This window comes from Synechococcus sp. 'PEA 65AY6A-5F PE A' (genome assembly GCF_047462575.1).
Classification (GTDB): domain Bacteria; phylum Cyanobacteriota; class Cyanobacteriia; order Thermostichales; family Thermostichaceae; genus Thermostichus.
On the sequence record NZ_JAOALE010000005.1, the window covers coordinates 64,328 to 85,158 of the forward strand.

General features: G+C 60.6%; 22 protein-coding genes. 17 read left to right on the forward strand and 5 right to left on the reverse strand.

The features are described from left to right. Positions 1 to 3: 3 nt before the first annotated feature. Positions 4 to 1,026 (forward strand): response regulator, encoded by a 1,023-nt coding sequence (locus tag GG26_RS03075; RefSeq protein ID WP_011431655.1) that lies wholly within the window; start codon positions 4 to 6, stop codon positions 1,024 to 1,026. Here the strand turns inward: GG26_RS03075 and GG26_RS03080 are convergent, their stop codons facing one another. Further along, on the reverse strand, positions 1,027 to 2,130 hold the full coding sequence (locus GG26_RS03080) for a septal ring lytic transglycosylase RlpA family protein (RefSeq protein WP_099812662.1): 1,104 nt from the start codon (positions 2,128 to 2,130) through the stop codon (positions 1,027 to 1,029). Positions 2,131 to 2,275: 145 nt separating this feature from the next. Between GG26_RS03080 and purM the strand changes: the two genes are divergently transcribed. The 5 genes from purM to GG26_RS03105 all read left to right on the forward strand — a co-directional run bounded on the left by purM (position 2,276) and on the right by GG26_RS03105 (position 8,358). Next, on the forward strand, positions 2,276 to 3,331 hold the full coding sequence (gene purM / locus GG26_RS03085; protein ID WP_011431653.1) for a phosphoribosylformylglycinamidine cyclo-ligase: 1,056 nt from the start codon (positions 2,276 to 2,278) through the stop codon (positions 3,329 to 3,331). 202 nt (positions 3,332 to 3,533) lie between these two features. Continuing rightward, the gene (locus GG26_RS03090) at positions 3,534 to 4,544 is read left to right on the forward strand and encodes an ABC transporter ATP-binding protein (RefSeq protein ID WP_099812663.1); all 1,011 of its coding nucleotides are present in this window, start codon (positions 3,534 to 3,536) and stop codon (positions 4,542 to 4,544) included. After that, the gene (locus tag GG26_RS03095) at positions 4,541 to 5,326 is read left to right on the forward strand and encodes an ABC transporter permease (protein ID WP_011431651.1); all 786 of its coding nucleotides are present in this window, start codon (positions 4,541 to 4,543) and stop codon (positions 5,324 to 5,326) included. Before GG26_RS03090 ends, GG26_RS03095 begins: the two co-directional genes overlap by 4 nt. Positions 5,327 to 5,350: 24 nt before the next feature. After that, positions 5,351 to 6,919, forward strand: a complete 1,569-nt coding sequence (locus GG26_RS03100; protein WP_414388829.1) for a GldG family protein — start codon at positions 5,351 to 5,353, stop codon at positions 6,917 to 6,919. A 17-nt stretch (positions 6,920 to 6,936) separates the two neighbouring features. Then, positions 6,937 to 8,358 carry a DUF4340 domain-containing protein gene (locus GG26_RS03105; RefSeq protein WP_414388831.1) on the forward strand — a complete coding sequence of 474 codons (1,422 nt, stop codon included), beginning with the start codon at positions 6,937 to 6,939 and terminating at the stop codon, positions 8,356 to 8,358. Positions 8,359 to 8,378: 20 nt separating this feature from the next. Here the strand turns inward: GG26_RS03105 and GG26_RS03110 are convergent, their stop codons facing one another. The 4 genes from GG26_RS03110 to rpsF all read right to left on the reverse strand — a co-directional run bounded on the left by GG26_RS03110 (position 8,379) and on the right by rpsF (position 10,584). Then, positions 8,379 to 8,912: a universal stress protein gene (locus GG26_RS03110; protein ID WP_041438695.1), complete on the reverse strand. Its 534-nt coding sequence runs from the start codon at positions 8,910 to 8,912 to the stop codon at positions 8,379 to 8,381. A gap of 212 nt (positions 8,913 to 9,124) precedes the next feature. Continuing rightward, entirely contained in the window at positions 9,125 to 9,754 is a 630-nt protein-coding gene (locus GG26_RS03115) for a M14 family zinc carboxypeptidase (RefSeq protein WP_011431647.1), read from the reverse strand. A 26-nt stretch (positions 9,755 to 9,780) separates the two neighbouring features. Beyond that, positions 9,781 to 10,179 carry a single-stranded DNA-binding protein gene (locus GG26_RS03120; RefSeq protein WP_099812668.1) on the reverse strand — a complete coding sequence of 133 codons (399 nt, stop codon included), beginning with the start codon at positions 10,177 to 10,179 and terminating at the stop codon, positions 9,781 to 9,783. A gap of 87 nt (positions 10,180 to 10,266) precedes the next feature. Further along, on the reverse strand, positions 10,267 to 10,584 hold the full coding sequence (gene rpsF / locus GG26_RS03125; protein WP_228375378.1) for a 30S ribosomal protein S6: 318 nt from the start codon (positions 10,582 to 10,584) through the stop codon (positions 10,267 to 10,269). Positions 10,585 to 10,788: 204 nt separating this feature from the next. Here rpsF and GG26_RS03130 point away from each other — a divergent pair, with 204 nt between their 5' ends. From GG26_RS03130 to GG26_RS03180, 11 genes are all read left to right on the forward strand, one after another. Next, positions 10,789 to 11,034 carry an acyl carrier protein gene (locus GG26_RS03130; RefSeq protein WP_011431644.1) on the forward strand — a complete coding sequence of 82 codons (246 nt, stop codon included), beginning with the start codon at positions 10,789 to 10,791 and terminating at the stop codon, positions 11,032 to 11,034. A 67-nt stretch (positions 11,035 to 11,101) separates the two neighbouring features. Further along, positions 11,102 to 12,397, forward strand: coding sequence for a beta-ketoacyl-ACP synthase II (gene fabF, locus GG26_RS03135; RefSeq protein ID WP_414388834.1), 1,296 nt, complete (start codon positions 11,102 to 11,104; stop codon positions 12,395 to 12,397). 12 nt (positions 12,398 to 12,409) lie between these two features. Continuing rightward, positions 12,410 to 12,679: a hypothetical protein gene (locus GG26_RS03140; RefSeq protein ID WP_011431642.1), complete on the forward strand. Its 270-nt coding sequence runs from the start codon at positions 12,410 to 12,412 to the stop codon at positions 12,677 to 12,679. Positions 12,680 to 12,771: 92 nt separating this feature from the next. Then, complete coding sequence (locus GG26_RS03145; protein ID WP_414388836.1) at positions 12,772 to 15,279, forward strand: heavy metal translocating P-type ATPase; 2,508 nt, start codon at positions 12,772 to 12,774, stop codon at positions 15,277 to 15,279. Positions 15,280 to 15,565: 286 nt separating this feature from the next. Next, positions 15,566 to 16,399 carry a DUF4388 domain-containing protein gene (locus GG26_RS03150; RefSeq protein ID WP_099812672.1) on the forward strand — a complete coding sequence of 278 codons (834 nt, stop codon included), beginning with the start codon at positions 15,566 to 15,568 and terminating at the stop codon, positions 16,397 to 16,399. Positions 16,400 to 16,733: 334 nt separating this feature from the next. Next, positions 16,734 to 17,615: a DUF4388 domain-containing protein gene (locus GG26_RS03155; RefSeq protein WP_414388839.1), complete on the forward strand. Its 882-nt coding sequence runs from the start codon at positions 16,734 to 16,736 to the stop codon at positions 17,613 to 17,615. Between the two features lie 124 nt (positions 17,616 to 17,739). Next, positions 17,740 to 18,108 (forward strand): roadblock/LC7 domain-containing protein, encoded by a 369-nt coding sequence (locus GG26_RS03160; protein ID WP_011431637.1) that lies wholly within the window; start codon positions 17,740 to 17,742, stop codon positions 18,106 to 18,108. Positions 18,109 to 18,161: 53 nt separating this feature from the next. Beyond that, the gene (locus tag GG26_RS03165) at positions 18,162 to 18,716 is read left to right on the forward strand and encodes a protoglobin domain-containing protein (protein WP_011431636.1); all 555 of its coding nucleotides are present in this window, start codon (positions 18,162 to 18,164) and stop codon (positions 18,714 to 18,716) included. A gap of 56 nt (positions 18,717 to 18,772) precedes the next feature. Next, a complete protein-coding gene (locus tag GG26_RS03170; RefSeq protein ID WP_011431635.1) occupies positions 18,773 to 19,312 on the forward strand; it encodes a GTP-binding protein in 540 nt (179 codons plus the stop codon). A gap of 112 nt (positions 19,313 to 19,424) precedes the next feature. Beyond that, positions 19,425 to 19,877: a hypothetical protein gene (locus tag GG26_RS03175; protein ID WP_011431634.1), complete on the forward strand. Its 453-nt coding sequence runs from the start codon at positions 19,425 to 19,427 to the stop codon at positions 19,875 to 19,877. A gap of 7 nt (positions 19,878 to 19,884) precedes the next feature. Then, positions 19,885 to 20,808 (forward strand): fructosamine kinase family protein, encoded by a 924-nt coding sequence (locus GG26_RS03180; RefSeq protein ID WP_414388842.1) that lies wholly within the window; start codon positions 19,885 to 19,887, stop codon positions 20,806 to 20,808. Positions 20,809 to 20,831 lie beyond the last annotated feature (23 nt).

Sequence of the window (20,831 nt, forward strand, 5' to 3'; positions counted from 1 at the left end):
CCCATGCTTGCCAAAGGCAGCATTCTGGTTGTCGAAGACGAGAAGATCATCGCCAAGGATATCGCCAACGTCCTGAAAAAATTTGGCTATGCGGTGCCGGCCATCGCGTCCTCTGGCGAAGAAGCGATCCGATGGCTGGAGGAAATGTCGGTGGACTTGGTCTTGATGGACATCGTTTTGAAAGGGGATCTCGACGGTATTGAAGCCGCCAAGCGGATCGCCGAGCGCTTCAACATTCCGGTGGTGCACCTGACGGCCTACGCTGATGAGGACACTCTCTCTCGCGTTAAGGAGACACAGCCTTTTGGCTACATCATCAAACCTTTCAAAGAGCGGGAGCTCTACACCGCCATCGAAATTGCCTTGCACAACCACCGGCAGAGCCTAGAAAGCCGCAGGCTGGAGGAGAAAAGGCTGGAGGAGCTGCGACAGAAGCTGCAGCAGTTGCAGCAGTTTGCAGAGGTCAAGGGCACTTTGTTCAAGAAGTTCTTGCAAGATCTGAGTGAGCCCCTCTCGAACCTCAAGTTTGCCCTAGGATTGCTCAAGGAGGCAGAGTCGGAGCAGAAGCGGCAGCACTACCTACGGGTGCTGGAGGAAGAGTTTCACCGCGAGCTGGAACTGATTCATCAGACTTCTAACCTGGAAGATTTGCTAAACCTGGAAAATGTCGGCCTGCTGAGCCAGTTTAGCTTGTTGCGGGCCCAGGAGCCCAGCCGGAGTCGCCTGCTAGAAGGGGAGAAGCCGCCAGCCACAGCTACGGCTACCCTCTCCGAGCCCCCCGCAGCGGCGGCCTGTCCTGCCCCGCCGCCCAGCCCTGCCGCTGCCGAGGAGGCGATTACAGTGCCGCGGGCGACGCTGCGCCCCCTCAACCAAACTCAGTTGGCAGAGCGGCTGGGGGTGGTGGTCTCCGCCATCACCTACTGGAAGTTCAAGAGTGGGTTTCCCGAGTGGAGCCGCAGCCGGGATCCGGACGGCATTGCTTGGCACTACTCGCCCGATTCCAAGCGCTTTTCGCCCGTGCCTTAGCTAGCGCTGCACGACTTCCAGGCGCACCGGCGCCAGCCCCGAGCGCACCATCCCCAGGGCCTCCGCCGCCCGCAGGGAAAGGTCGATGATCCGACCGGGGATGAAGGGGCCGCGATCGTTGATGCGCACGACAGCCTGGCGCCCGTTGTCCAGGTTGGTTACCCGCACCTCGGTGCCGAAGGGGAGGGTGGGATGGGCAGCTGTCATCTCGTGGCGGGTGGGGTGCAGGTCATACCAGGAGGCGATCCCTTCTTGCACAGGCCCGACCACTCGGACAGAGTCCGGTTGCGCCTGGGCCTGAGTTTCTGATCGGCGGGCAGCGGTGGCTTTGGCGGCAGTCAGGGTGGCCGGCTGGGGCAGGGCCGAAGGGGCAAGAGGAGGGGCATCCAGCAGCAGACGGCGCAGACGATTGGCAGCCAAAACCGCTGTATCCACCGGGCGTTGGTTATCCAGCAGCAGCACTCCTTCGTCGATGCGCAGCAATTCCTCGTCGTTTACCCGAACCGCGTAGAGGGGATCCCCGGATTGGGGCTCTGCCCAAGCCAGAGTAATGGTCGTGTCCTTCAGGGATCCCTGGGCCATTTGGTTGAGCCGGGCCACGAGGGAGCTGGCCCGCAGCAGCGGCGACTCCAACCCGGGCTGCTCGACAAAGCTGACAACGGGGAGATCCCGAACGTAGACGGTGACCACCTGCCGCCCGTCCATCTGGTAGTCGTAGAGGGTGGAGACAGGCTGGCTGGACGACTGCTGCTGTTCGCCGATCTTGAGGATGGGCTCTTCCATTGGCCGAGAAGGGATTGCCCGGCGAGCCAGGGAAAGAGACTGCGAGTGTTGGGGGTTCAAGGTGCCGAGTTTGGCTGGCGGGGGAGCGTTGGGTTGGGGGGGAGAGACAAGGTCAGTTGCCGGGGAGAGGGAGTGGGTTTTGGGGGATAGCTGGGTTGCTCTGGCACTAGGGGAGCCGCTGCGAGTTGAGGCTTGCGCCCGCGAGGTTGGGCTGCCCAACATACCTGCCGGCAAGCTGAAGGCCGTAACACAGAGACAGCCGACCAAGCCCACTTGGCGGGCGGGAGCCAGTCCCTGTCCAAGCCGCTTCCAATTTCGCATGAGGCCGCGCTCCTCTCGAAACTCCTGTACAACGTCCAATGCGACAGTAAAACAGAAGTTAATGTACCATAGGTTTCGAAGTTGACAAGCTTGCCCGGCCAAGGGCAAAAGCCCAAGTCCCGTCAGCATAAGGATTTTCGGCATCTTGGACTACCGCTCAGCAGGGGTTGACATTGAACTCGGACGCGCTTTTGTCAAGGGGATCCGGGAGCGCGTTGAAGGCTCTCAAGCTCAGTCTTCAGGTTCTTCAGGAACCTTGGGCGGCATTGGCGGCTTTGCCGGCTTGTTGGAGCTACCGGCGGGCTACCGGGCCCCGGTTCTGGTTGCCGGCACTGATGGAGTGGGCACCAAGCTGGAGATCGCCCAGCAGTGGGGGCAGCACCGCGGCGTGGGCATCGACCTGGTGGCCATGTGTGTCAACGATGTGCTGACGGTGGGGGCCAGGCCGCTGTTTTTCCTGGACTACATTGCCACCGGCAAGCTGGAGCCGGAAGCGCTTTGGCAGGTGATCGACGGCATCTTGGAGGGCTGCCAGGAGGCCGGCTGCCAACTCCTGGGGGGGGAGACGGCAGAGATGCCGGGGTTTTACCCGCCCGGCAAGTACGACCTGGCGGGTTTTTGCGTCGGGATCGTCGAGAGGGCAGACGTTCTCGACAGCTCGCGGGTGCAGCTTGGGGATCGGTTGTGGGCCTTGCCCAGCAGCGGGTTGCACAGCAACGGCTTTAGCCTGGTGCGGCGCATTGTGGCCGAGCGGGGCTGGCCTTGGGATCACCAACCCCCTGGCTGGGATCGGCCTTTGGCGGAGGTCTTTCTCACTCCCACCCGCATCTATGTCCAGGCAGTGCAGCGGCTGCAGGCAGCAGGGATCCCCCTCCACGGCATGGCCCACATCACCGGCGGCGGCATCCCAGAAAACTTGCCCCGCTGTTTGGCTCCGGAGCAGGCGGCGCGGCTAGAGCCCCACAGTTGGCCCATCCCACCGGAGTTTCTCTGGCTGCAGGAGCAAGGCCAAGTGGAGACCTTGGAGATGTTCAACACCTTCAACCTGGGGGTAGGCTATGTGCTGGTGATCCCTCCTGAGGCGGAAAATCGGCTGAGATCCCTGCTCCCCGAAGCCTTTCCCATTGGCGAGGTGGTGCCGGCCCGCCCAGGGGAGAGCCGGGTCTTGGGGCTGGAGGAGTGGGGATCCTTGGTACCTTGAGTCCCCACCAAAGGGGGGAAGGAGCTGGCTGTGTTTGCGGATCCCTGCCGCTGCTGTGCTAAGTTTGCTGATGGCCTCGGCGCTGCTGCCTCTGTTGCTCTCAACCTCCGCCTATTTCACAAGAGAAGGGCTGCGCGCTTTCCCATCTCCGGACTTGGGCTGTTGGCCAACTCCCGCTGACCCTCTAGGTTAGGAGCCGCCGATGACAGGTTTATCCACTGCTCCTGCAACCAAGGCTGCCATCGAAGTGGAACATCTGAGCAAAACCTACGGCAGCTTTACAGCCATCCGCGACATCTCTTTCCAGGTCAACGCCGGCGAGATCATGGGGTTTCTGGGGCCCAACGGCGCCGGCAAAACCACTTCTATGCGCATTTTGGCTGGCTATTTGCCTGCCAGCGAGGGGACGGCGCGGGTGGCCGGGTTCGATGTGCATGAAAACCCTATGGCGGTGCGGCAGCGCATCGGCTACCTGCCAGAAAACCCGCCCCTCTACCCGGACATGACGGTGGAGAGCTACCTGGACTTTGTCGCCCAGATCAAACGGGTCAGCGCCGGGGATCGGCCGCGACGGGTGGACGAGGTGATCCGCCGCTGCAGCCTGGAAGACAAGCGCCACACCTTGATCCGCAAGCTCTCCAAGGGGTACAAGCAGCGGGTGGGCCTGGCCCAGGCCCTGGTGCACGACCCGCCCGTGATCATCCTGGACGAGCCCACGATTGGGCTGGATCCCAAGCAAATTATCGAGGTGCGCAACCTCATCAAGAGCCTGGCAGGAGAGCACACCATCATCCTCTCCACCCACATCCTGCCGGAGGTGAGCATGACCTGCGACCGGGTGGTGATCATCAACCGCGGCCAGGTGGCGGCCATTGGCACGCCCGCCGAGCTGACGGCCCAGCTTCAGGATCGGCAGCAGGCGAAGCTGGTGGTGGGCGCTCCTGAGGAAACGGCCATCCGAGCGGCCCTGCAGAACCTGCCCCAGGTGGAGGTGGTGAGCTTGCAGGCCCTGGGATCCGATCCCCCTCGCTGGCAGGTGCACCTGAAGAGCCATGTTTCTGCAGAAGGCTGGATCCCGGAGGTGGCCAGGGCCCTGGTACAGGCGGGGATCGACCTCTACGAGATCGGCCGTCCCCAGGCTTCTTTGGAGGAGATTTTCCTGCAGCTCACTACCCAAGAGGGATCCGAAGGCGCGTTGGAGGAAGCGGCATGAACGGCGTGGTTGCCATTTTTCGCAAAGAGCTGCGCGGCTACTTCACCTCCCCCATTGCCTACGTGGTGGCGGCGGTGTTCTGGGGACTGGCGGGGTTTTTCTTCGTCAACATCTTGGTGCGGGTGATCAACTTCTCGCAGCAGGTGGATCTCTTTGCCCAGTTTGGCCAAGAGAACCCTTTTGATGCCGCCACCATCCTGTCGCAGCAGTTTCTCAATCTGCTGGGCACGCTTTCCTTATTTTTATTGCCCATCTTTACCATGAGCTCCTACGCCGAGGAGCGGCGGCGGGGCACCATGGAGCTCTTAGCCACTTCCCCCATCACCAACCTAGAGGTGGCCCTGGGCAAGTGGCTGGCGGTCTGGGTGTTTTTCATCACGCTGCTGCTGCCGCCGCTGGTCTACCACGTGCTGGTGCTGAGTAGCGCCAACCCAGCAGTGGACTACCGCCTGACCCTGATGGGCTATGTGGGGCTTGCTCTGCTGGCCGGCAGCGTCATGGCCCTGGGGTTGTTCATCTCTTCCCTGACCGACAGCACCCTTATTGCGGCGGTGGCTACCTTTGGGCTGATCCTGCTGCTCTGGGTCATCGACGCGGCAGCCGGCCAGGAGAGCAACTGGATTGCCGCCACTCTGAGGCATGTCTCGCTGCTGCAGCAGTACAGCAACTGGGTGCAAGGGATCCTCAGCAGCAGCAGTGTTGTCCTTTTCCTCAGCATCATCGTGCTGGGGCTGTTTGCCACGGTGCAATCGGTGGAAAGCCTGCGCTGGCAGCAGAGCTAGGGTTGCGTTGGGAGGAGTGCGGTGATGAAAGCTTGGCAGGCATTGGCAGATTGGACGGGGATCGTCGGCCTTGGCGTCGTGGCCATCGGCCTGCTGGTGGGAGCTGCCCTCACCGGCTGGACGGCGGTGCCCCTGAGCCTGATGGCCACGGGCTTGGCCCTGGTGGTGGTTTGGGGCCTCACCCACCAACGGGAAGTCGGCGTCTTCCTGGGCCTGCGCTCTACTCAAACCAACGCCAACATCCTGGTGGCGGTGACGGCTATGGCCGTCATTCTGGTGCTGGTGAATGTGGTGGCGGTGCGCTACGACCTGCGCCTGGATCTCACCGAGGAGGGCCTGTTTACCCTGTCGCCTCAGACCCGGCAGCTGGTGCAGGGACTGGCGCAGCCCGTTAAAGTCTGGGCGGTAACCACCGCTCCCGATCCCAACCTGCGGGAACAGCTGGAGCGCTACCGCCGCCTCAACCCCGAGCGCTTCCAGTTTGAGTTTGTGGATCCCAACCGCGATCCCCTCACTGTCCAGCGGCTGCAGGTTACCCAAAATAACACCCTGGTGGTCGAATCGGGCAATAACCGCCAACAACTGCCCCAGCCGCCCGCCCCTGAGCTGGAGAGTAAGCTCACCCCTGTGCTGGCCAAGGTGGTTAACCGCGGCGAAGTGGTGGCCTATTTTGTACAGGGGCATGGGGAGGTGAGCCTGGAAGCTCGCGAGGGCACCCCAACCCTGGCCCAGGCGGTGGCAGCCCTCGGCCAGGAGGGCTACCGGGTGGAGCCGCTGAACCTGGTGCAGTCGCAGATCCCAGAGGAGGCGGATGTGTTGGTCTTGGCAGGGCCGCAGCGGGCTCTCTTCCCCGGCGAGGTGGAGAAGCTGCAGGACTACCTGGCCAAAGGGGGGCGGCTGCTGCTCTTGATTGGGCCACGGGTGGATGCCGGCCTGGATCCCTTGCTGGAGGAGTGGGGCGTGGTTTTGGGGGATGACATCATCATTGAGGTGAGCAGCGTCAGCCAGCTTCTGAGGACAGGGCCGGCGGTTGCCCTGGTTACTACCTACGGGGATCACCCCATCACCGCTCCCCTGGCAGAACAGCGGCTGATGACCCTCTTCCCCCTGGCCCGTTCTGTAGACACTGAGGTCCGCGAAGGGATCCAGGCCACGCCTCTGCTGCGCACCAGCCCGCAGAGCTGGGGAGAGACCAGCCCCAACCTAGAGGCCGGCCCGCTGCAATTTGACCCGGATCAAGACAAGCCCGGCCCCCTGACCCTGGGCGTAGCCCTGACCCGCCAGGTGAAAGGCGATCAGAAGACCTCAGAATCCCAGGAGGGGCCGACCGAGGCTCGGCTGGTGGTGATCGGCAACGTCAACTTCGCCCTCGACGGCAACCTGAGGCAGCAGGGGAACCGCGATCTCTTCCTCAACACCCTCAACTGGCTCACTGAGCGAACCGAACAGATCTCCATTCGCCCCAAATCCATCACCGACCGCCGTCTTGCCGTGACCGGCCAGAACTTCCGCTGGCTGGTGCTGGGATCGACGGTGCTCCTGCCGCTGGTGGCGTTGGGATCGGGGGCCGTGCTCTGGTGGCAAAGACGATAGGGCCAAGGAGGACGAGCATGTTCAAGCGCAGCACCTGGATTCTCTTGGGCTTGGCAGTGGCTGCTCTGCTGGGGTATTTCCTCTTTGACAACTTCCAGCAACTGCGCCAGCAGCAGCAAGCGGAGCGGGCGCGGCTTTTCCACTTTGCCCCCGACACCATTGCCCGCATCGAGATTCGCCAGCAGCAAGAGGGGGAACCGGAGGAAATCCTTTTGGAGCGCACTCCTGAGGCAGAAGAGGGATCCCGTTGGCGCATTATCCGTCCCATCCAGTCGGCAGCGCTGGACTTCCCGGTGGAGCAGTTGCTCAACAGCTTCTCCCGCCTCACGCCTCAAATCACGCTGGAAGGGGCTGAGGATTTGGCGGCCTTCGGCCTAGATAAGCCGCGCCACCAGATCGCCCTCTTCCCCCAAGAGGGGGATCCCTACCGCCTGGACATTGGCAACGACAACTTCGACGGCTCCGGCTTCTACGCCAGGCCAGAAGGGGGAGAGGTGGTGCTCTTGGCCAGCACCCAGAAGGGATCCCTCTTGCCTTCTCTGCTGGCTTTGCGGGACAAAACTCTGCTGCGCTTTGACACAGCGGCGGTGAAGTCTCTGCAGGTGCAGTTGGCCGAGGCAGAGCCAGAGGTCGTTCGCTTGGAGCGACAAGAAAATACGTGGCAGATCGTCGAGCCCCGCGAGCTGCCTGCCGATGACCTGAACGTCGACCGTCTGCTCAATACGTTGTCTCGCCTGCAAGCGGTGGAGTTTCCGGCTGAAACCAAAGCGGAGCTGGCTCCTTATGGTCTGGAGAAGCCTTCTGCCCAGCTAACCGTTGAGCTCAAGGATGGCAAGACCCTGACTGTGGTCTTGGGAGCGGAAAAAGAGGGCCAGGTGTACGTCATCACCTCCGAGCACCCGGCGGTGGCCACCCTCCTCACCAGCACCGCCGACATTCTCCGCTCCGACTTCGAGGAGCTGCGGGATCACCGCATCGCCCGCCTCAACCCCAACCAGGTGGGCCCAGTTACCCTGGAATCCCAAGGGGAGCGGGTTACCCTCAATCCTCTGCCCCAGGAGAAGGGATCCCTGGATCTGCGCTGGGAAAATCCGGAGCAACCGGGCCAGCCGGTCAACCTCAGCTCCCTCTTCTCCAGCCTCAATGCCGCCCGCGCCAAGGAGTTCCTGCCGGAGACGGATCCAGACGCCCAAAAAGCCTTGGCCGAGCCAGATCTGAAGCTGACCTTTGAGGCCAAGGGCGAGGACGGTCGGGATCCCTTGAGGTTGAGCTTGACGTCTGCCGGCCTGCGTGCCTATGTACAAAGCAGCTATCAGCCGGATATTGCCGTCATCGACCTCAGCACCTTCAACAGCGTGGAAACCGAAGTGAACCGCTTGCTGGAGGGCAAAGCGGAGGAGACAAGGGACCAACGGGGAGGGTCTTCCTCAGGCTCCTAGCGGTGGCCGGCGGGCTTTTCTTAGCTGGCAGAGGCGGTGGTTGTCTCTTCTTTGGCTGAGGCTGCTTTTTTCAGAGCCTCGCCCTGGATCGTCAACACCGAGCAGGGGGCCCGGTGGAGCACGTAGTTGCTGACGCTGCCCAAAAACAGCTCGCTCAGGCCGGAGTGGCCGCGGCGGCCCACCACAATCAAGTCCGCCTTCCAAGAGCGGGCCAAGTCGCAGATGACCCGACCGGGGTTGCCGTAGTTGAGGCGGTACTCGGCGCGAACTCCCTGCTCAGCGGCTTTCTCCACCAGCGAGCGCAGGTAGTCCATCTGGTTTTGCTCGAAGATGGCACACTGCTCCCGATAAGACTGCCACAGCTCAGCGCTGATGGTGGAGCTGTAATCCACCCCCAAGATCATGGGCGGCTCTGGGGCACCGGGCTCTTCCTGGGACAAAACATGGAGGATCATCATCTCGGCCTGCATGGCCTTGGCCAGTTGGACGGCCTTTTGAAACACTCCCTGGCTCAGCTCCGACCGATCCACCGCCACCAAAATCCTGCTGAACATACCGACTTCCTCCAAATGGCTAACAGATGGGCAAAAGACAAGGCTTGACTTCGGTTTCGACTCCAAGTTCCTTTTTTCTTTGCCCTCATCTATCTGTGTTGTAAAAGAACTGGGCGAGAAAACCGCGGGCATCTCGGATGACCTGTCGGATTGGCAATGAAAGTTCAGAGATCTTGACACAGGTCAGAACTCATCCTCCTGGGCTGTCCACTCTAACACCGCCTGCGCAGCAGTTCCAGCGTCAGGGTGGGGATCCGCCGTTCCTGCCCCGCCCAGGTGCCCAAAGAGCCAGGGGTGGGATAGCCGATGTCGTCGGTTACCGGCAGGCCGTTGCGAGCAGCCATCACCTGAGCCAGCTCAAGGGCAGGGCCATTGTAGTTCACGTAGGGATCGTTCTGGCAGGAGTGGGTAGAAAGGACAAATCGGGGTCGAATCTGGGCCAAACTCGCCAACAACGCTTGTGTCTCCGGCTCGGAGCCTGGGGCCGCTCCCGGCGGATAGCGAGCTTCCAAAGAAGCCGCGATCCAATCTTGCGTGGGCAGATTGCGGTTGAGATCCACGCCGTTGGCGTTGAGCCGTTGCCCTAGGGCACAGCCATCCGGGTTCAGGCATGGGATCGCCCAAAGCGCAGCCCTGCCCTCCAAGGATCTCCATTTCCCAGAAGCCACGTAGCGCTCGATCAGGGCATAGCCTTCCACCTCATCGCCATGTACGCCGCCGACCAGCAGCAAGGGGCGGATCCCCTGGGTGAGCTGCCAAAGGTAAATGGGACGCCCCTGCACCGAGTGGCCGATCACTTGCAGAGATGCCAAGGGCTCACCGGCGCCCAGTCTTGGCAACATAGGGGATCCCAGCAAAACTTGCACCGCTAGAACGGAATATCGTCCGGCTCCGCTGGGGAAGCCCCCCCTCCTTCAGAGGAGTCCACAGTTGCAGACTCACCCATCCCCGTCAGAGAGAGAACCCGCGCCGATCCCAGTTGGTGGACGCGACGCGCGGTGATCTCGGCCAACTTTTCCTTACGCCCATCCCGCTCCACCACATTCATGTGCAGTTGGCCCTCCACCGTGATCTGATCCCCCACGCGGCAGGTGTCCACCACCCGCTGGGCCAGCTCTCCAAAAAAGGCAACCCGCACTTGGTACGGTGGCTCCTCCGGGCGCAAGCTGGGAAAGCGCAGCACCAGTGAGGTAACGGCCAGGTTGTCGGGAGTGTAGCGCAGCTCCGGCTCGCTGGCCACTTCCCCCATCAAGACAATCGAGTTCATGACAGAGCCACTGTAAAGTCTATTGGGGCGTTAAAAGAAGGCAGCTCAACTACCTTTACCATGCCTCCAGACCCGGATCCCGTCAACCTAGTTCACGCGCAGAGTCATGTAGCGCAGGATGCTCTCGTTGATGCGCAGATTTTTCTCCCAGGTGGCCACTGTCCTTGGCTCGGCCTCGTAGTTGAACTGGATGTAGAGGCCTTCCTTGAACTTCTTCATCTCAAACCCGGCAAAGCGGCGCTTGCCTCTGTTGGTAATTTCCAGGCCAGTTGCCCCGTTTTCTCGTAGGAGCGATTCCTGCTCGGTGAGGAGTTGTTGCAAGGGTTCGTCCGAGAGGTCGGGGCGCACGATCAGCATTGTCTCATAGGCGCGGGGCATGGAAGCCAGTTCTCCTTGGGAATCCAAATCAAAAGGTGCAGTAGGCTATCCTAGCTTCTATTTGCGACAATCGAAAAGGGCCACAGCTCAATTCTCCACCCCTCTGCAGCGACAAAAGCAAGCCTCTTCACAAGAGGGGATCCGTTGTCCGATACAATAGGGGATACTTCGATAGCTGCCGGTTGGCTTAGCCAAGACACTCTCAGTCGATCGATATCTAGGGTTCCAAGCATGAGCGCAGATGAAGTTTACAGCCGTGTTCGCAAGATCGTGTCCGATCAACTAGGCGTAGAGGACGACAAAGTAACCCTGGAAGCTAATTTCCAGAACGACCTAGGAGCCGACAGCCTCGATACGGTGGAGCTGGTCATGGCCTTCGAGGAGGAGTTCGATCTGGAAATCCCCGATGAAGATGCGGAGGGCATTGCCACTGTGCAGGATGCCGTCAACTACATCCTCTCTAAGAAAGCTGCCTAGCCTGGGAGAGGGCAATTCTGCCGGCTTGCCTTCCTTCTAACCGGAGGGTACCGGGTCGAAACTGCTCATGGTTGTCGTGGATCCTGCCGCCGCTCCTATGTCCATCCCATCCAACTTCCATCGCCGTGTTGTCATCACGGGGCTAGGGGCGATAACCCCCCTTGGCAATTCTCCTGGCGAGTTCTGGCAGAGCTTGCTGGCAGGCCGCTCTGGTATTGGGCCAATTACCCACTTCGATGCCTCTCGCCACGAGTGCCGCATTGCCGGGGAGGTGAAGGGGTTTGATCCCCTCGACTACCTGGATCGCAAGGACGTCAAGCGCACCGATCGCTTTGTCCATCTGGCCCTGGCCGCCACCCAACAGGCGCTGGAGGATGCCCAATTTCGCATTACCGATCTCAACGCTGAGCAGGTGGGGGTGATCTTGGGCACCGGCATCGGCGGCATCCGGGTTTTGGAAGAGCAGCAGACCATCTACCTGCAAAAGGGGCCGGATCGCTGTAGCCCCTTCATGGTGCCGATGATGATCGCCAACATGGCAGCAGGCCACGTGGCCATTCGCTTTGGCGCCAAGGGGCCTAACTCCTGTACGGTGACGGCCTGTGCTTCTGGCTCCAACGCCATCGGCGATGCCTTCCGGCTCATCCAGCGGGGGGAAGTGCAGGTGGCCATTACGGGGGGCACAGAAGCGGCAGTGACTCCCCTCTCGGTGGCGGGGTTCAGCGCCATGAAGGCTCTTTCCACCCGCAACGACGCCCCCGAACAGGCCTGTCGGCCCTTTGACCGGGATCGGGATGGCTTTGTCATGGGGGAAGGGGCGGGGATCCTGCTGCTGGAGGAGTTGGAACACGCCCGATCTCGCGGCGCCAAGATCTATGCCGAGATCGTCGGCTACGGCCTCACCTGCGACGCCCACCACATCACCAACCCCGCCCCCGCGGGCGAAGGTGCCGCCCGTGCGATGCGGCTAGCCCTTAAAGATGCCGGGATCCAGCCTGACCAGGTGCAGCACATCAACGCCCATGCCACCGGCACGCCGGTGGGGGATGTTGCCGAGGTGCAGGCCATCAGGGCAGTTTTTGGTGAGCATGCCCCTCGCCTAGCCATCAGCGCCACCAAGTCCATGACGGGCCATTTGTTGGGGGGAGCAGGCGGCGTTGCCACCGTGGCGACGGCCCTGGCCATCCACCACGGCTGGGTTCCCCCCACCCTCAACCTGGACAACCTCGACCCCGAGTGCGAGGGGCTGGACTTTGTCCCCCACAGGGCACGGCAGATGGCCGTTGACGTGGCCCTGGTCAATGCCTTCGGGTTTGGGGGGCATAACGTGACCCTGGCCCTGCGCCGCTACTCTTCCAACTAAGGGATCCTGCCCATGTCCACTTCTGAAGGCTCCGCCCCCTCTGTTCGCCAGCAGGCCCTGGCCGCCTTGACGGCGGAGCTGACGCAGCAGGGCCATCCCCCTGAATACGCCCAGCACATGGCGGCGGCAGTGATTTTTCAGGCCGATCTGGATCTCTGCGCCGCCCAGTTGGCGCGCCTCCTGAGTTGGCTCAAGCAAAACCACCCCAATCTCTATCCAGAGGCAGTGCAACTGGTGGATGCCACCCGCGAGGAGTTTGAGCGGCGAGTTCAAAGGGGGTAGTGGCGGGGATCCCAGCGTTAGGATGGGGAGAGTACCCCTCATTCCTGATTTTGCCGATGGCGCCAAAAAGCGAGGTCGAGGGAGTCCCTGTGATGGCCCCTGCAGAGGCGCCGCACCCTGGGGAAGAAACCCAGCCAGCCAAGCCCGCTGTGGAGGATAGGCCCTCAGAATTGGCTGGGAACGGATCCCTGCTGCTCCATGTTGGGGGCATGAGCTGCGCCGGCTGTGTTCGGGTCGTCGAGCAGACCCTGCTGAATCAGCCGGGGGTGGTCAAAGCCAGCGTTAACCTGGTTACCGAATCAGCTCTTGTGGAACTTGCCCCTGGGATCCAGCCTGATCCCGAGCATTTGGCCCGGATCTTGACGGATGCAGGGTTTCCCAGCTCTTGCGCCGCCGGCAGGGGCGATTTTCCCCAAGCTCAGGCTCCTTCCCCCGACGGATGGGACAATGCCCTGGACGCGCCTGCGGATCCCCTCGCGCGGCAACGGCGGCAAGCCCAAGACCACCTTCGCCAGGCCCTCACCGCCGTTTTTTTGCTGCTTGTCTCTGCCGCTGGCCACCTGGATCTGTTCACCCGTTTGGGCTTGCCCGTTCTCAACGACGTCTGGCTGCACTGGGGGTTGGCGACGCTGACCTTTGTCGGCCCGGCCCGCGGCCTTGTCCTGGACGGCTGGCGGGCGGCGCGGCGGCTGGCCCCCAACATGAACACGCTAGTCACCCTGGGATCCGGATCCGCCTACCTGGCCAGTCTGGTGGGGTTGCTGGCCCCGCAGGTGGGCTGGGAGTGCTTCTTTGAAGAGCCGGTGATGCTGCTCAGCTTCATCCTGCTGGGGCGGGCCCTGGAACAGCAGAGCCGTCTGCGGGCGGCCAGCAGTTTGCAATCGCTGCTCAGCCTGCGCCCCAGCGTTGCTTGGCGAGTCCGACCCTCTCAACGGTCAGGATCCCCAGCCGAAGACCTGAGCAAAGGCGAGCTGGCGGCAGAGCAGTGCCCCGTGGAACAGGTGCAGGTGGGAGACTGGCTGCAGGTGCGGGCTGGCGAGCAGATCCCGGTGGATGGGGAAGTAATTGCCGGCCAGGCCACGGTGGACGAGGGCATGCTCACCGGGGAATCCCTACCCGTGCTCAAACAGCCAGGGGATCCGGTTGTGGCCGGGACGGTCAACCAATCGGGGCTGCTGCTGTGCCAAGCTACGCGCACCGGCAAAGACACCACCCTGGCCCAGATCATCCGCTTGGTGGAAGAAGCCCAGGCCCGCAAGGCCCCCATCCAGGGCCTGGCCGACCGGGTGGCCGGCTACTTCACCTACGGGGTGGTGGTGCTGGCCCTTCTCACCTTCGCCTTCTGGTACTGGGTTGGGATCCCCTTGTGGGGCAGCGAGCTCCTGAGGGGGGTCGGCCTTCACTCCCCTCTGCACCTGGCGGATCACCCGCCCCACCCCACCCCTCTGCTCCTCAGCCTTAAGCTGGCCATCTCGGTGCTGGTGGTGGCCTGCCCCTGTGCCCTCGGATTGGCGACGCCGACGGCCATTCTGGTGGGCACCGGCCTGGGCGCGGAGCGGGGGCTGCTCATCCGCGGCGGCGATGTCCTGGAGAAAACCCACCGCCTGCAAACGGTTGTCTTCGACAAAACCGGCACCCTCACCCAGGGGGATCCGCACCTAACAGATTGCCTGGCCCTCGACCCCTCCCTGGATCCGGCTCGGCTGCTGCAACTGGCGGCCACGGTGGAAAGCGGCACCCGCCATCCCCTGGCCCAGGCCATTTTGGGGGCCCTCCGCGAGCGAGGACTACCCCTGCTCTCTGCCGACGAGTTTTACACTCAGCCAGGCCTGGGGGCCTCGGCGCGGGTGGAAGGGCAAGAGGTCATCTTGGCCTCCTTAGAGGGGCTGGCCGCCCTAGGGATCCCGATTTCCCCGCAAGCGCAGGCCCAAGCCCAGGCGCTGCTACAAGCTGGCAAAACGGTGGTGGGGGTGGCCGTGGCGGGATCCCTGGTGGGGCTGTTGGCGGCCCAGGATCCCTTGCGGCCCGACGCCCGGGCAACGCTGCAACGGCTTCGGCAAATGGGCCTGCAGGTAGTCCTGCTAACCGGCGACCGAACCGAGGTGGCCCAGCAGGTGGCCCAGGCCTTGCAGGTGCCAGGGATCCGCGTCATCGCCGAGGTGCAGCCGGCAGACAAAGCTCAGGTTATCCGAGATCTGCAGGCCCAGGGTCAAAGAGTCGCCATGGTGGGTGATGGCATCAACGACACCCCCGCCCTGGCCCAAGCTGACGTGGGCATGGCTCTGCACTCTGCCACCGCTGCCGCCCTCGAGACTGCCGATATCATCCTCATGCGCAACCGCCTCTGGGACGTCGTGGAAGCCATCCGTCTCAGCCGCGCCACCTTCCGCAAGATCCAGCAAAACCTCCTCTGGGCCTTCGCCTACAACTGGGTCGGGATCCCGGTGGCTGCCGGTGCGCTCCTGCCCAGCTTCGGCATCGGCCTCAGCCCCGCCCTGGCCGGCGGCCTCATGGCCTTCAGCTCCCTCAGTGTAATCTTCAATTCACTCCTTCTCAGGAGAACTTTTATAAGTGGTGGATCCCCTGACGAGCAAAATTAAAAAGTGTTAAAGACAACCAATATTCCGCCTACTATCTGTTTCTATTTCCGAAGTTTTACTGACTTCTGCCACAACTTTTGCCCTGCTCAGGCCTAGGAAGCAGCGATCTCGATTAAGTTCAATCAAGGAAATTAATTAGCTTTGACTTTTGAAAAGCCAAATGTAAAATTGTAAAATGAGGCTTGCGCTGGCCCAAAGCTGCCTCGTTTTGTACCTTGCGTAGCAAGGGAAAAACCGTGAAAATACTGAAAAAGTCAGATCCGAAAGTTGGAGAGAGGGCAGAGACATGGCAATGCTTGGAGATCTTCAGGAATTTTCCCTAGCCGAGCTGTTGCATTTGATGGAAAAAGGAAAGAAAACAGGCCAACTCTCCATTTGGGGGCCCAATGGCATTTATCGAGTTTGGCTGTATCAGGGGCGAGTGGTGGCGGCCTTGTCTCCCCAAGAAGAGCATCAGTTGGAGCGCTTGCTGGTGCGCTTAAACCTGGTCAGCCAGCAAGTCGTGGCAGATTTGGCCTCCCTCTGCAGCTTGCAGGAGCCTCTGGGCCTTTGCTTGCAGCGGCAGGGGTTTATTTCCCCTGCAGCTTTGGCCAAGCTCTTTCGCTATCAACTGCAGGTGGGGCTTTACAGCCTCTTTGCCCTGGAAGCGGGACAGTTTAGCTTCTTGCCCAACGTGCCCCTGCCCTACCGCGAGATGACCGGCCTGAGCAAAGGAGCCAGTGCCGTGGCTTTGGAAGCGCTGCAGCAGCTTCGGTTGGATCAGCGCCCGGAAGAAAATCTGCCCCAGCCGGACAGCTACTTCTGGCGTACCAGCACCGAGTTGCCCTTGTACAAACTCTCGCCCCTGGAGTGGGCAATCTTGGAGCAGGTTTCGCCCGCTCGCAACCTGGTTGAGTTGGCCCAAGCCCTAAAGGCAGATCTCTTAGAAGTCCGCTATGCCTGCGCCCGCCTGGCCAAGCTGGGGTTGCTCAGCCCCTGCGACAGCTCGGCCGCTTCACCCCAGCCTGCGCTTGCGGCGGCTTCTAAGCTTCTCCCCAACCTTCGGGAAGAGAAGGAGCCGGTCAAGCCTTCCTTGGTCAGCCGCCTATCTACTCTCCTCAAAACCATGCGCGAAAAATAAGCCGGTAGAGTAAAATTCTATTGCATGCTCCTACGCCGGCTTTACGAAGTTAATTTAGGTAAAGATGAACTGGATGGCTGTAACAGATCTGGACCAAAGCAACACAAAAGTAATAGGAATTGATGCCAAAATCTTACGCAGCTCAACGCTTAGACTTTATCTCTCCAAAAAGATCGTTCATCAGTAGAATTGCTGCCAGGTTGAGTACTTGAGCGAAGATGGCTTTGCCGTCGCTACACGGTTGTTGACAGGGAATCAGGGAATGAGAATGGTAGTGTCCGTGAGGATCCCTGAAAGCGCCAATATTCAACTTAATGGAGGCTAAAGAATTGCCATGGCTATCGTTGGAGACCTCCAAGAATTTTCCCTTCCCGATCTGTTGCAGCTCATCGAAAAAGGCAGCAAAACAGGTCAACTTTCCGTCTGGGCCCCAAACGGCATCTACAAAATCTGGTTTTACCAAGGTCGGGTGATTGCAGCTCTGCCCCCCGAAGAGGAACATCGCTTGGAGGGTTTGCTGGCCCGCTCCGGCCTGGTTAGCGAGCGGGTGGTGGAAAAGCTGGCCTCTTTCTGTGGCCCGGAAGAGCCGCTGGGGCGGTGTCTGCAGCGGCAGGGGTTAATTTCGCCTGTGGCTTTGGCCAAGCTCTTTCGCCACCAACTGCAGGTAGGTCTCTACAGCTTGTTTACCCTGGAAGCGGGCCAGTTCAGCTTCTTGCCTAGTGTGCGCCTGCCCTATCGCGAGATGACCGGCCTGAGCAAGGGTGCCAGTGCCGTGGTTTTGGAAGCGCTGCAGCAGCTCAAGCTGGACCAGCGTCCTGAAGAAAGTCTGCCGCAGCCGGACAGCTACTTCTGGCGCACCAGCAGCGAGCTGCCCTTGTACAGGCTTTCGCCTTTGGAGTGGGGAGTCTTGGAGGGAGTTTCCCCCTCTCGCAACCTGGCTGAGTTGGCCCGGGCGTTGGGGGCAGATCTTCTGGAAGTGCGCTATGCCTGCGCCCGCCTGGCCAAGCTGGGGCTCATCAGCCCCTGTGATGGCCCAACGGCCATTGTTCCCTCTTTGCTGGTTTCGGACAAGTTGACGGCGGTGGCAGAAAGCTTGGAAGCTGCGAAGGAAAAGCCGAGCACCAAACTACCCTCTTTCTCACAGGGAAGCGACCGGGTTAAGCCCTCCCTCGTCTCGCGGCTGGCTACTTTGCTGAGGGGGGTTCGGGATAAGTGAGAGATTTTTGAGCGAGGAGATCTTCTGGCAGATCTTTGCAGTACTATTTCTACAGCAGATAGAAGTATCAGCAAATAGATACGAGAAAAAATGACAAAAAGTCTTGAAAGCAGGGAGAGAAAGGATGGCCAATTTATCCTCTTTGCAAGCAATTCTCCAGAATTACGTTTCCAGCACGCCGGAAGTTCAAGGAGCAGCAGTGGTCACGCCAGATGGCTTGCCTCTGGCCTCTGCATTGCCGGCAGGCATGGACGAAGAAAGGGCATCGGCCATGTCGGCGGCTATGCTTTCTCTGGGGGAACGAATTGGGAAAGAGCTGAGCCGCGGAGCCATAGAGAGAATTTTTGTGCAGGGAGAAAAAGGGTACGGCGTTTTAACCAGTTGCGGACCTGACGCCGTTTTGCTGACGCTAGCCAGCCATGAAGTTAAGCAAGGCTTGCTCTTTTTGGAAATGAAGCGAGTGGCCGCAAGCATTGCAGAAGCGATGAAGTAGGCAAGCTAAGCAGGGAAGCTGGGTTTTGATTTTCGCTTGATTTTGAGGGAACTATGACTATCAAACCTTTGGAGCTGCTGCAAGTCTTGATCTCGCGCACCGAATTTACAGACGAAGACAGGAAGATTTTGCAGCAAAGTGCCGACTGGGGCAGCAGCATCGCCACAGAAATGTCGGATGCCTTTTACGGCTATTTGGATCGCGATGCTGAGATGGCAGCTGTTATTGCTAAGCACAACCGGCAACGGCTGGGCCAGACTTTTACGGACTGGTTTAAGGAAATGTTTACAGGCATGGACAACTGGGGCCCCCAGTACGCCGAGCGCCGCTGGAAAATTGGCCTAGTTCATGTGCGCGTTGGCATTGGCCCTCAACACGTGGTGCCGGCCATGGCCACGGTTGTGCAGGAGGTGAGCCGCCGGCTGGTCAAAGAGGGCAAGCCCGAGCAACTGCGGATGAGCCTGAGCAAGGTCTGCATGATCGATCTCTCCTTTATCGAGCAAGCCTATCTGGAGGTGGCTTACAACGCTGTGCAGCAGGAAACGGGCATGAGCGAGGCGTTGTTTAAGCGTCTTATTGCCACCGGCGCCAGCAACTTAGCTTCTTAATTCGGCAAGGGCTCTAGGGGCAGATTTAGGCTAGGGGTTTAGGGCAGGGGCTGACTATGGACAACATTCTCCGCATCGTCGTAACCGGGCCGGTGGGGGCTGGAAAGTCCACTTTTATCCGCACCATTAGTGAGATCGAAGTGGTCGATACAGATCGCAAGGCCACCGATGAGGTGGCAGAGCTGAAGCAGAGCACAACGGTCAGCATGGACTTTGGCCGCCTGAGGATCGGAGAAGAGGAAGAAGAGATGTGGCTGCATCTCTACGGCACCCCCGGCCAGGCCCGCTTCAGCTTTATGTGGGATATTTTGATCCGGCGCGCCCATGGGTACATCCTTTTGGTGCCCGCCCACCTGCCCGGTCAGTTTCGCAACGCTCAGGCTATTCAAGCTTTCATGAAGGCGAGGACAGATGTTCCCTCGGTTATTGGGATCACCCATGTCGATCACCCCAATGCCTGGGATCCAGAAGACATTTTGCTGATCTTGAACAACCAATCGATTCCCCACACGACCCTAAATGCCCAAGAGCCGGCCTCTGTGGCCAATACTCTGCTCCTATTGGTTGAGCAACTGATGCCCCAGGTGGTTGTCTGAGAGGGGGTAGCTGAGACGGCTCGACCTGCTCCGATTTCTCTTAGATGCTGACTCCGCAGCAGAAGATGCTAAGAAATGTTAAGCTAAGGAGGACTGGGATCAGGTAAGCTTCATGGAGTCTCTTTACGCTGGCGGCGAGTTTTCCCGTAGCTTTGTCAACCCCCCTATCTACTCGGCCATTGCCCTGCTCAGCTTCTTCGCGGTTATTTTCGGCATCATCTTTAAAGACAAGTTGGAGTACCAGGTAGCTCTTTGGCAGCAGAACCGAGAGAGCCAGGGGCAGATTCGCTACCGCACGCCGGGGGTGATCCTCACCTATACTCTCTGCTGTGTGTTTACCTTCGGCTTTGTGGCTGCCTGTTTGAACGTGTTTGGCCTATCTTTGGGCTTGGCTGCTCTGGTGGGCGGGATCCTTGTCTTCAGCACAGCAGGATTGATCTGGTGGCGGCTGGGATCCCTGATGGAGCTGTTGGCGGTGGGGGGATCCCAAGCGGTTGACATCGACTCCTACGGGGCAGGAGCTGTTTTAGATCCTGAGGCAGCGACGCCCACGGAAGGAAAATAGGGTACTGATGCAGAACTTTTGGCAGGCCGTCGCTCAGCACCTTTCTGAAATCACAGGGGATCCCTTGCATCCTCTACACTACCGTCCCCTGGGCGGGGGCAGCATCAACGCCGCCTACCAGCTTTCCTGTGTGCTTCAGGCTTCTTCTGGCCAGGAAAGGCGGGACTACTTTGTCAAGGTGGCGGGGGGAGGAGAAAGAGCGCTGGAGATGTTTGCAGCAGAGGCGGCGGGCCTGCAAACCTTGGCGACGGCCAATGCCGTGCGGGTGCCACAGCCGATTGCCTGGGGATCCGTCGGTGGGCAAGCCTACCTGGTGTTGGAATATCTGGAGCTGACCTCGCCCCGCCCACAAACGGGGAGTCTGCTGGGATCCCAGTTGGCCCAGTTGCACCGCACGCTCTCCCCCAACGGCCACTACGGCTGGGATCGCAACAACACCATCGGCTCGACGCCGCAGATCAACAGTTGGCGACAGAACTGGCTGGACTTCTACCGGGAACAGCGACTGCTCTACCAGGTCAAGCTGGCTTGTCAGCGGGGTTACCGCGGCGCGTGGGTGGCGCAAGCCGAGCGGGTAATGGCGGAGCTAGAGACTTTCTTTCTGGACTACCGACCCGTCCCGTCTCTGCTGCACGGGGATCTCTGGGGCGGCAACTACGGCGCCTTGCCCGACGGCTCGCCGGTGATTTTTGACCCAGCCACCTACTACGGGGATCGGGAGACGGATTTGGCGATGACCGAGCTTTTTGGCGGCTTCCCGGCAGAGTTCTACCGGGCTTATCAAGAGGCCTATCCCCTGGACGAGGGGTATTGCCAGCGCAAGCCCCTCTACCAGCTCTACCACTGGCTCAACCATCTCAACTTGTTTGGAGAGGGCTACCTGGGCTCAGTGCAGCGGGCCTTGCAGCAATGCTTAAGCTTTCTTGGATGAATCTCCCGCCCCCAAGGATGATT

Excerpts from the sequence above, each read along its gene's own strand:
- GG26_RS03110 (WP_041438695.1), bottom strand. The coding sequence starts at position 8,912 with ATGTTCAGCAGGATTTTGGTGGCGGTGGATCGGTCGGAGCTGAGCCAG.
- GG26_RS03100 (WP_414388829.1), top strand. The coding sequence starts at position 5,351 with ATGAAAGCTTGGCAGGCATTGGCAGATTGGACGGGGATCGTCGGCCTT.
- fabF (WP_414388834.1), top strand. The coding sequence starts at position 11,102 with ATGGTTGTCGTGGATCCTGCCGCCGCTCCTATGTCCATCCCATCCAAC.
- GG26_RS03160 (WP_011431637.1), top strand. The coding sequence starts at position 17,740 with ATGGCCAATTTATCCTCTTTGCAAGCAATTCTCCAGAATTACGTTTCC.
- GG26_RS03130 (WP_011431644.1), top strand. The coding sequence starts at position 10,789 with ATGAGCGCAGATGAAGTTTACAGCCGTGTTCGCAAGATCGTGTCCGAT.
- GG26_RS03145 (WP_414388836.1), top strand. The coding sequence starts at position 12,772 with ATGGCCCCTGCAGAGGCGCCGCACCCTGGGGAAGAAACCCAGCCAGCC.
- GG26_RS03165 (WP_011431636.1), top strand. The coding sequence starts at position 18,162 with ATGACTATCAAACCTTTGGAGCTGCTGCAAGTCTTGATCTCGCGCACC.
- GG26_RS03090 (WP_099812663.1), top strand. The coding sequence starts at position 3,534 with ATGACAGGTTTATCCACTGCTCCTGCAACCAAGGCTGCCATCGAAGTG.
- GG26_RS03075 (WP_011431655.1), top strand. The coding sequence starts at position 4 with ATGCTTGCCAAAGGCAGCATTCTGGTTGTCGAAGACGAGAAGATCATC.
- GG26_RS03170 (WP_011431635.1), top strand. The coding sequence starts at position 18,773 with ATGGACAACATTCTCCGCATCGTCGTAACCGGGCCGGTGGGGGCTGGA.
- GG26_RS03120 (WP_099812668.1), bottom strand. The coding sequence starts at position 10,179 with ATGAACTCGATTGTCTTGATGGGGGAAGTGGCCAGCGAGCCGGAGCTG.
- GG26_RS03095 (WP_011431651.1), top strand. The coding sequence starts at position 4,541 with ATGAACGGCGTGGTTGCCATTTTTCGCAAAGAGCTGCGCGGCTACTTC.
- GG26_RS03080 (WP_099812662.1), bottom strand. The coding sequence starts at position 2,130 with ATGCGAAATTGGAAGCGGCTTGGACAGGGACTGGCTCCCGCCCGCCAA.
- GG26_RS03175 (WP_011431634.1), top strand. The coding sequence starts at position 19,425 with ATGGAGTCTCTTTACGCTGGCGGCGAGTTTTCCCGTAGCTTTGTCAAC.
- GG26_RS03155 (WP_414388839.1), top strand. The coding sequence starts at position 16,734 with ATGGCTATCGTTGGAGACCTCCAAGAATTTTCCCTTCCCGATCTGTTG.
- GG26_RS03180 (WP_414388842.1), top strand. The coding sequence starts at position 19,885 with ATGCAGAACTTTTGGCAGGCCGTCGCTCAGCACCTTTCTGAAATCACA.
- GG26_RS03150 (WP_099812672.1), top strand. The coding sequence starts at position 15,566 with ATGGCAATGCTTGGAGATCTTCAGGAATTTTCCCTAGCCGAGCTGTTG.
- GG26_RS03140 (WP_011431642.1), top strand. The coding sequence starts at position 12,410 with ATGTCCACTTCTGAAGGCTCCGCCCCCTCTGTTCGCCAGCAGGCCCTG.
- GG26_RS03115 (WP_011431647.1), bottom strand. The coding sequence starts at position 9,754 with ATGTTGCCAAGACTGGGCGCCGGTGAGCCCTTGGCATCTCTGCAAGTG.
- GG26_RS03105 (WP_414388831.1), top strand. The coding sequence starts at position 6,937 with ATGTTCAAGCGCAGCACCTGGATTCTCTTGGGCTTGGCAGTGGCTGCT.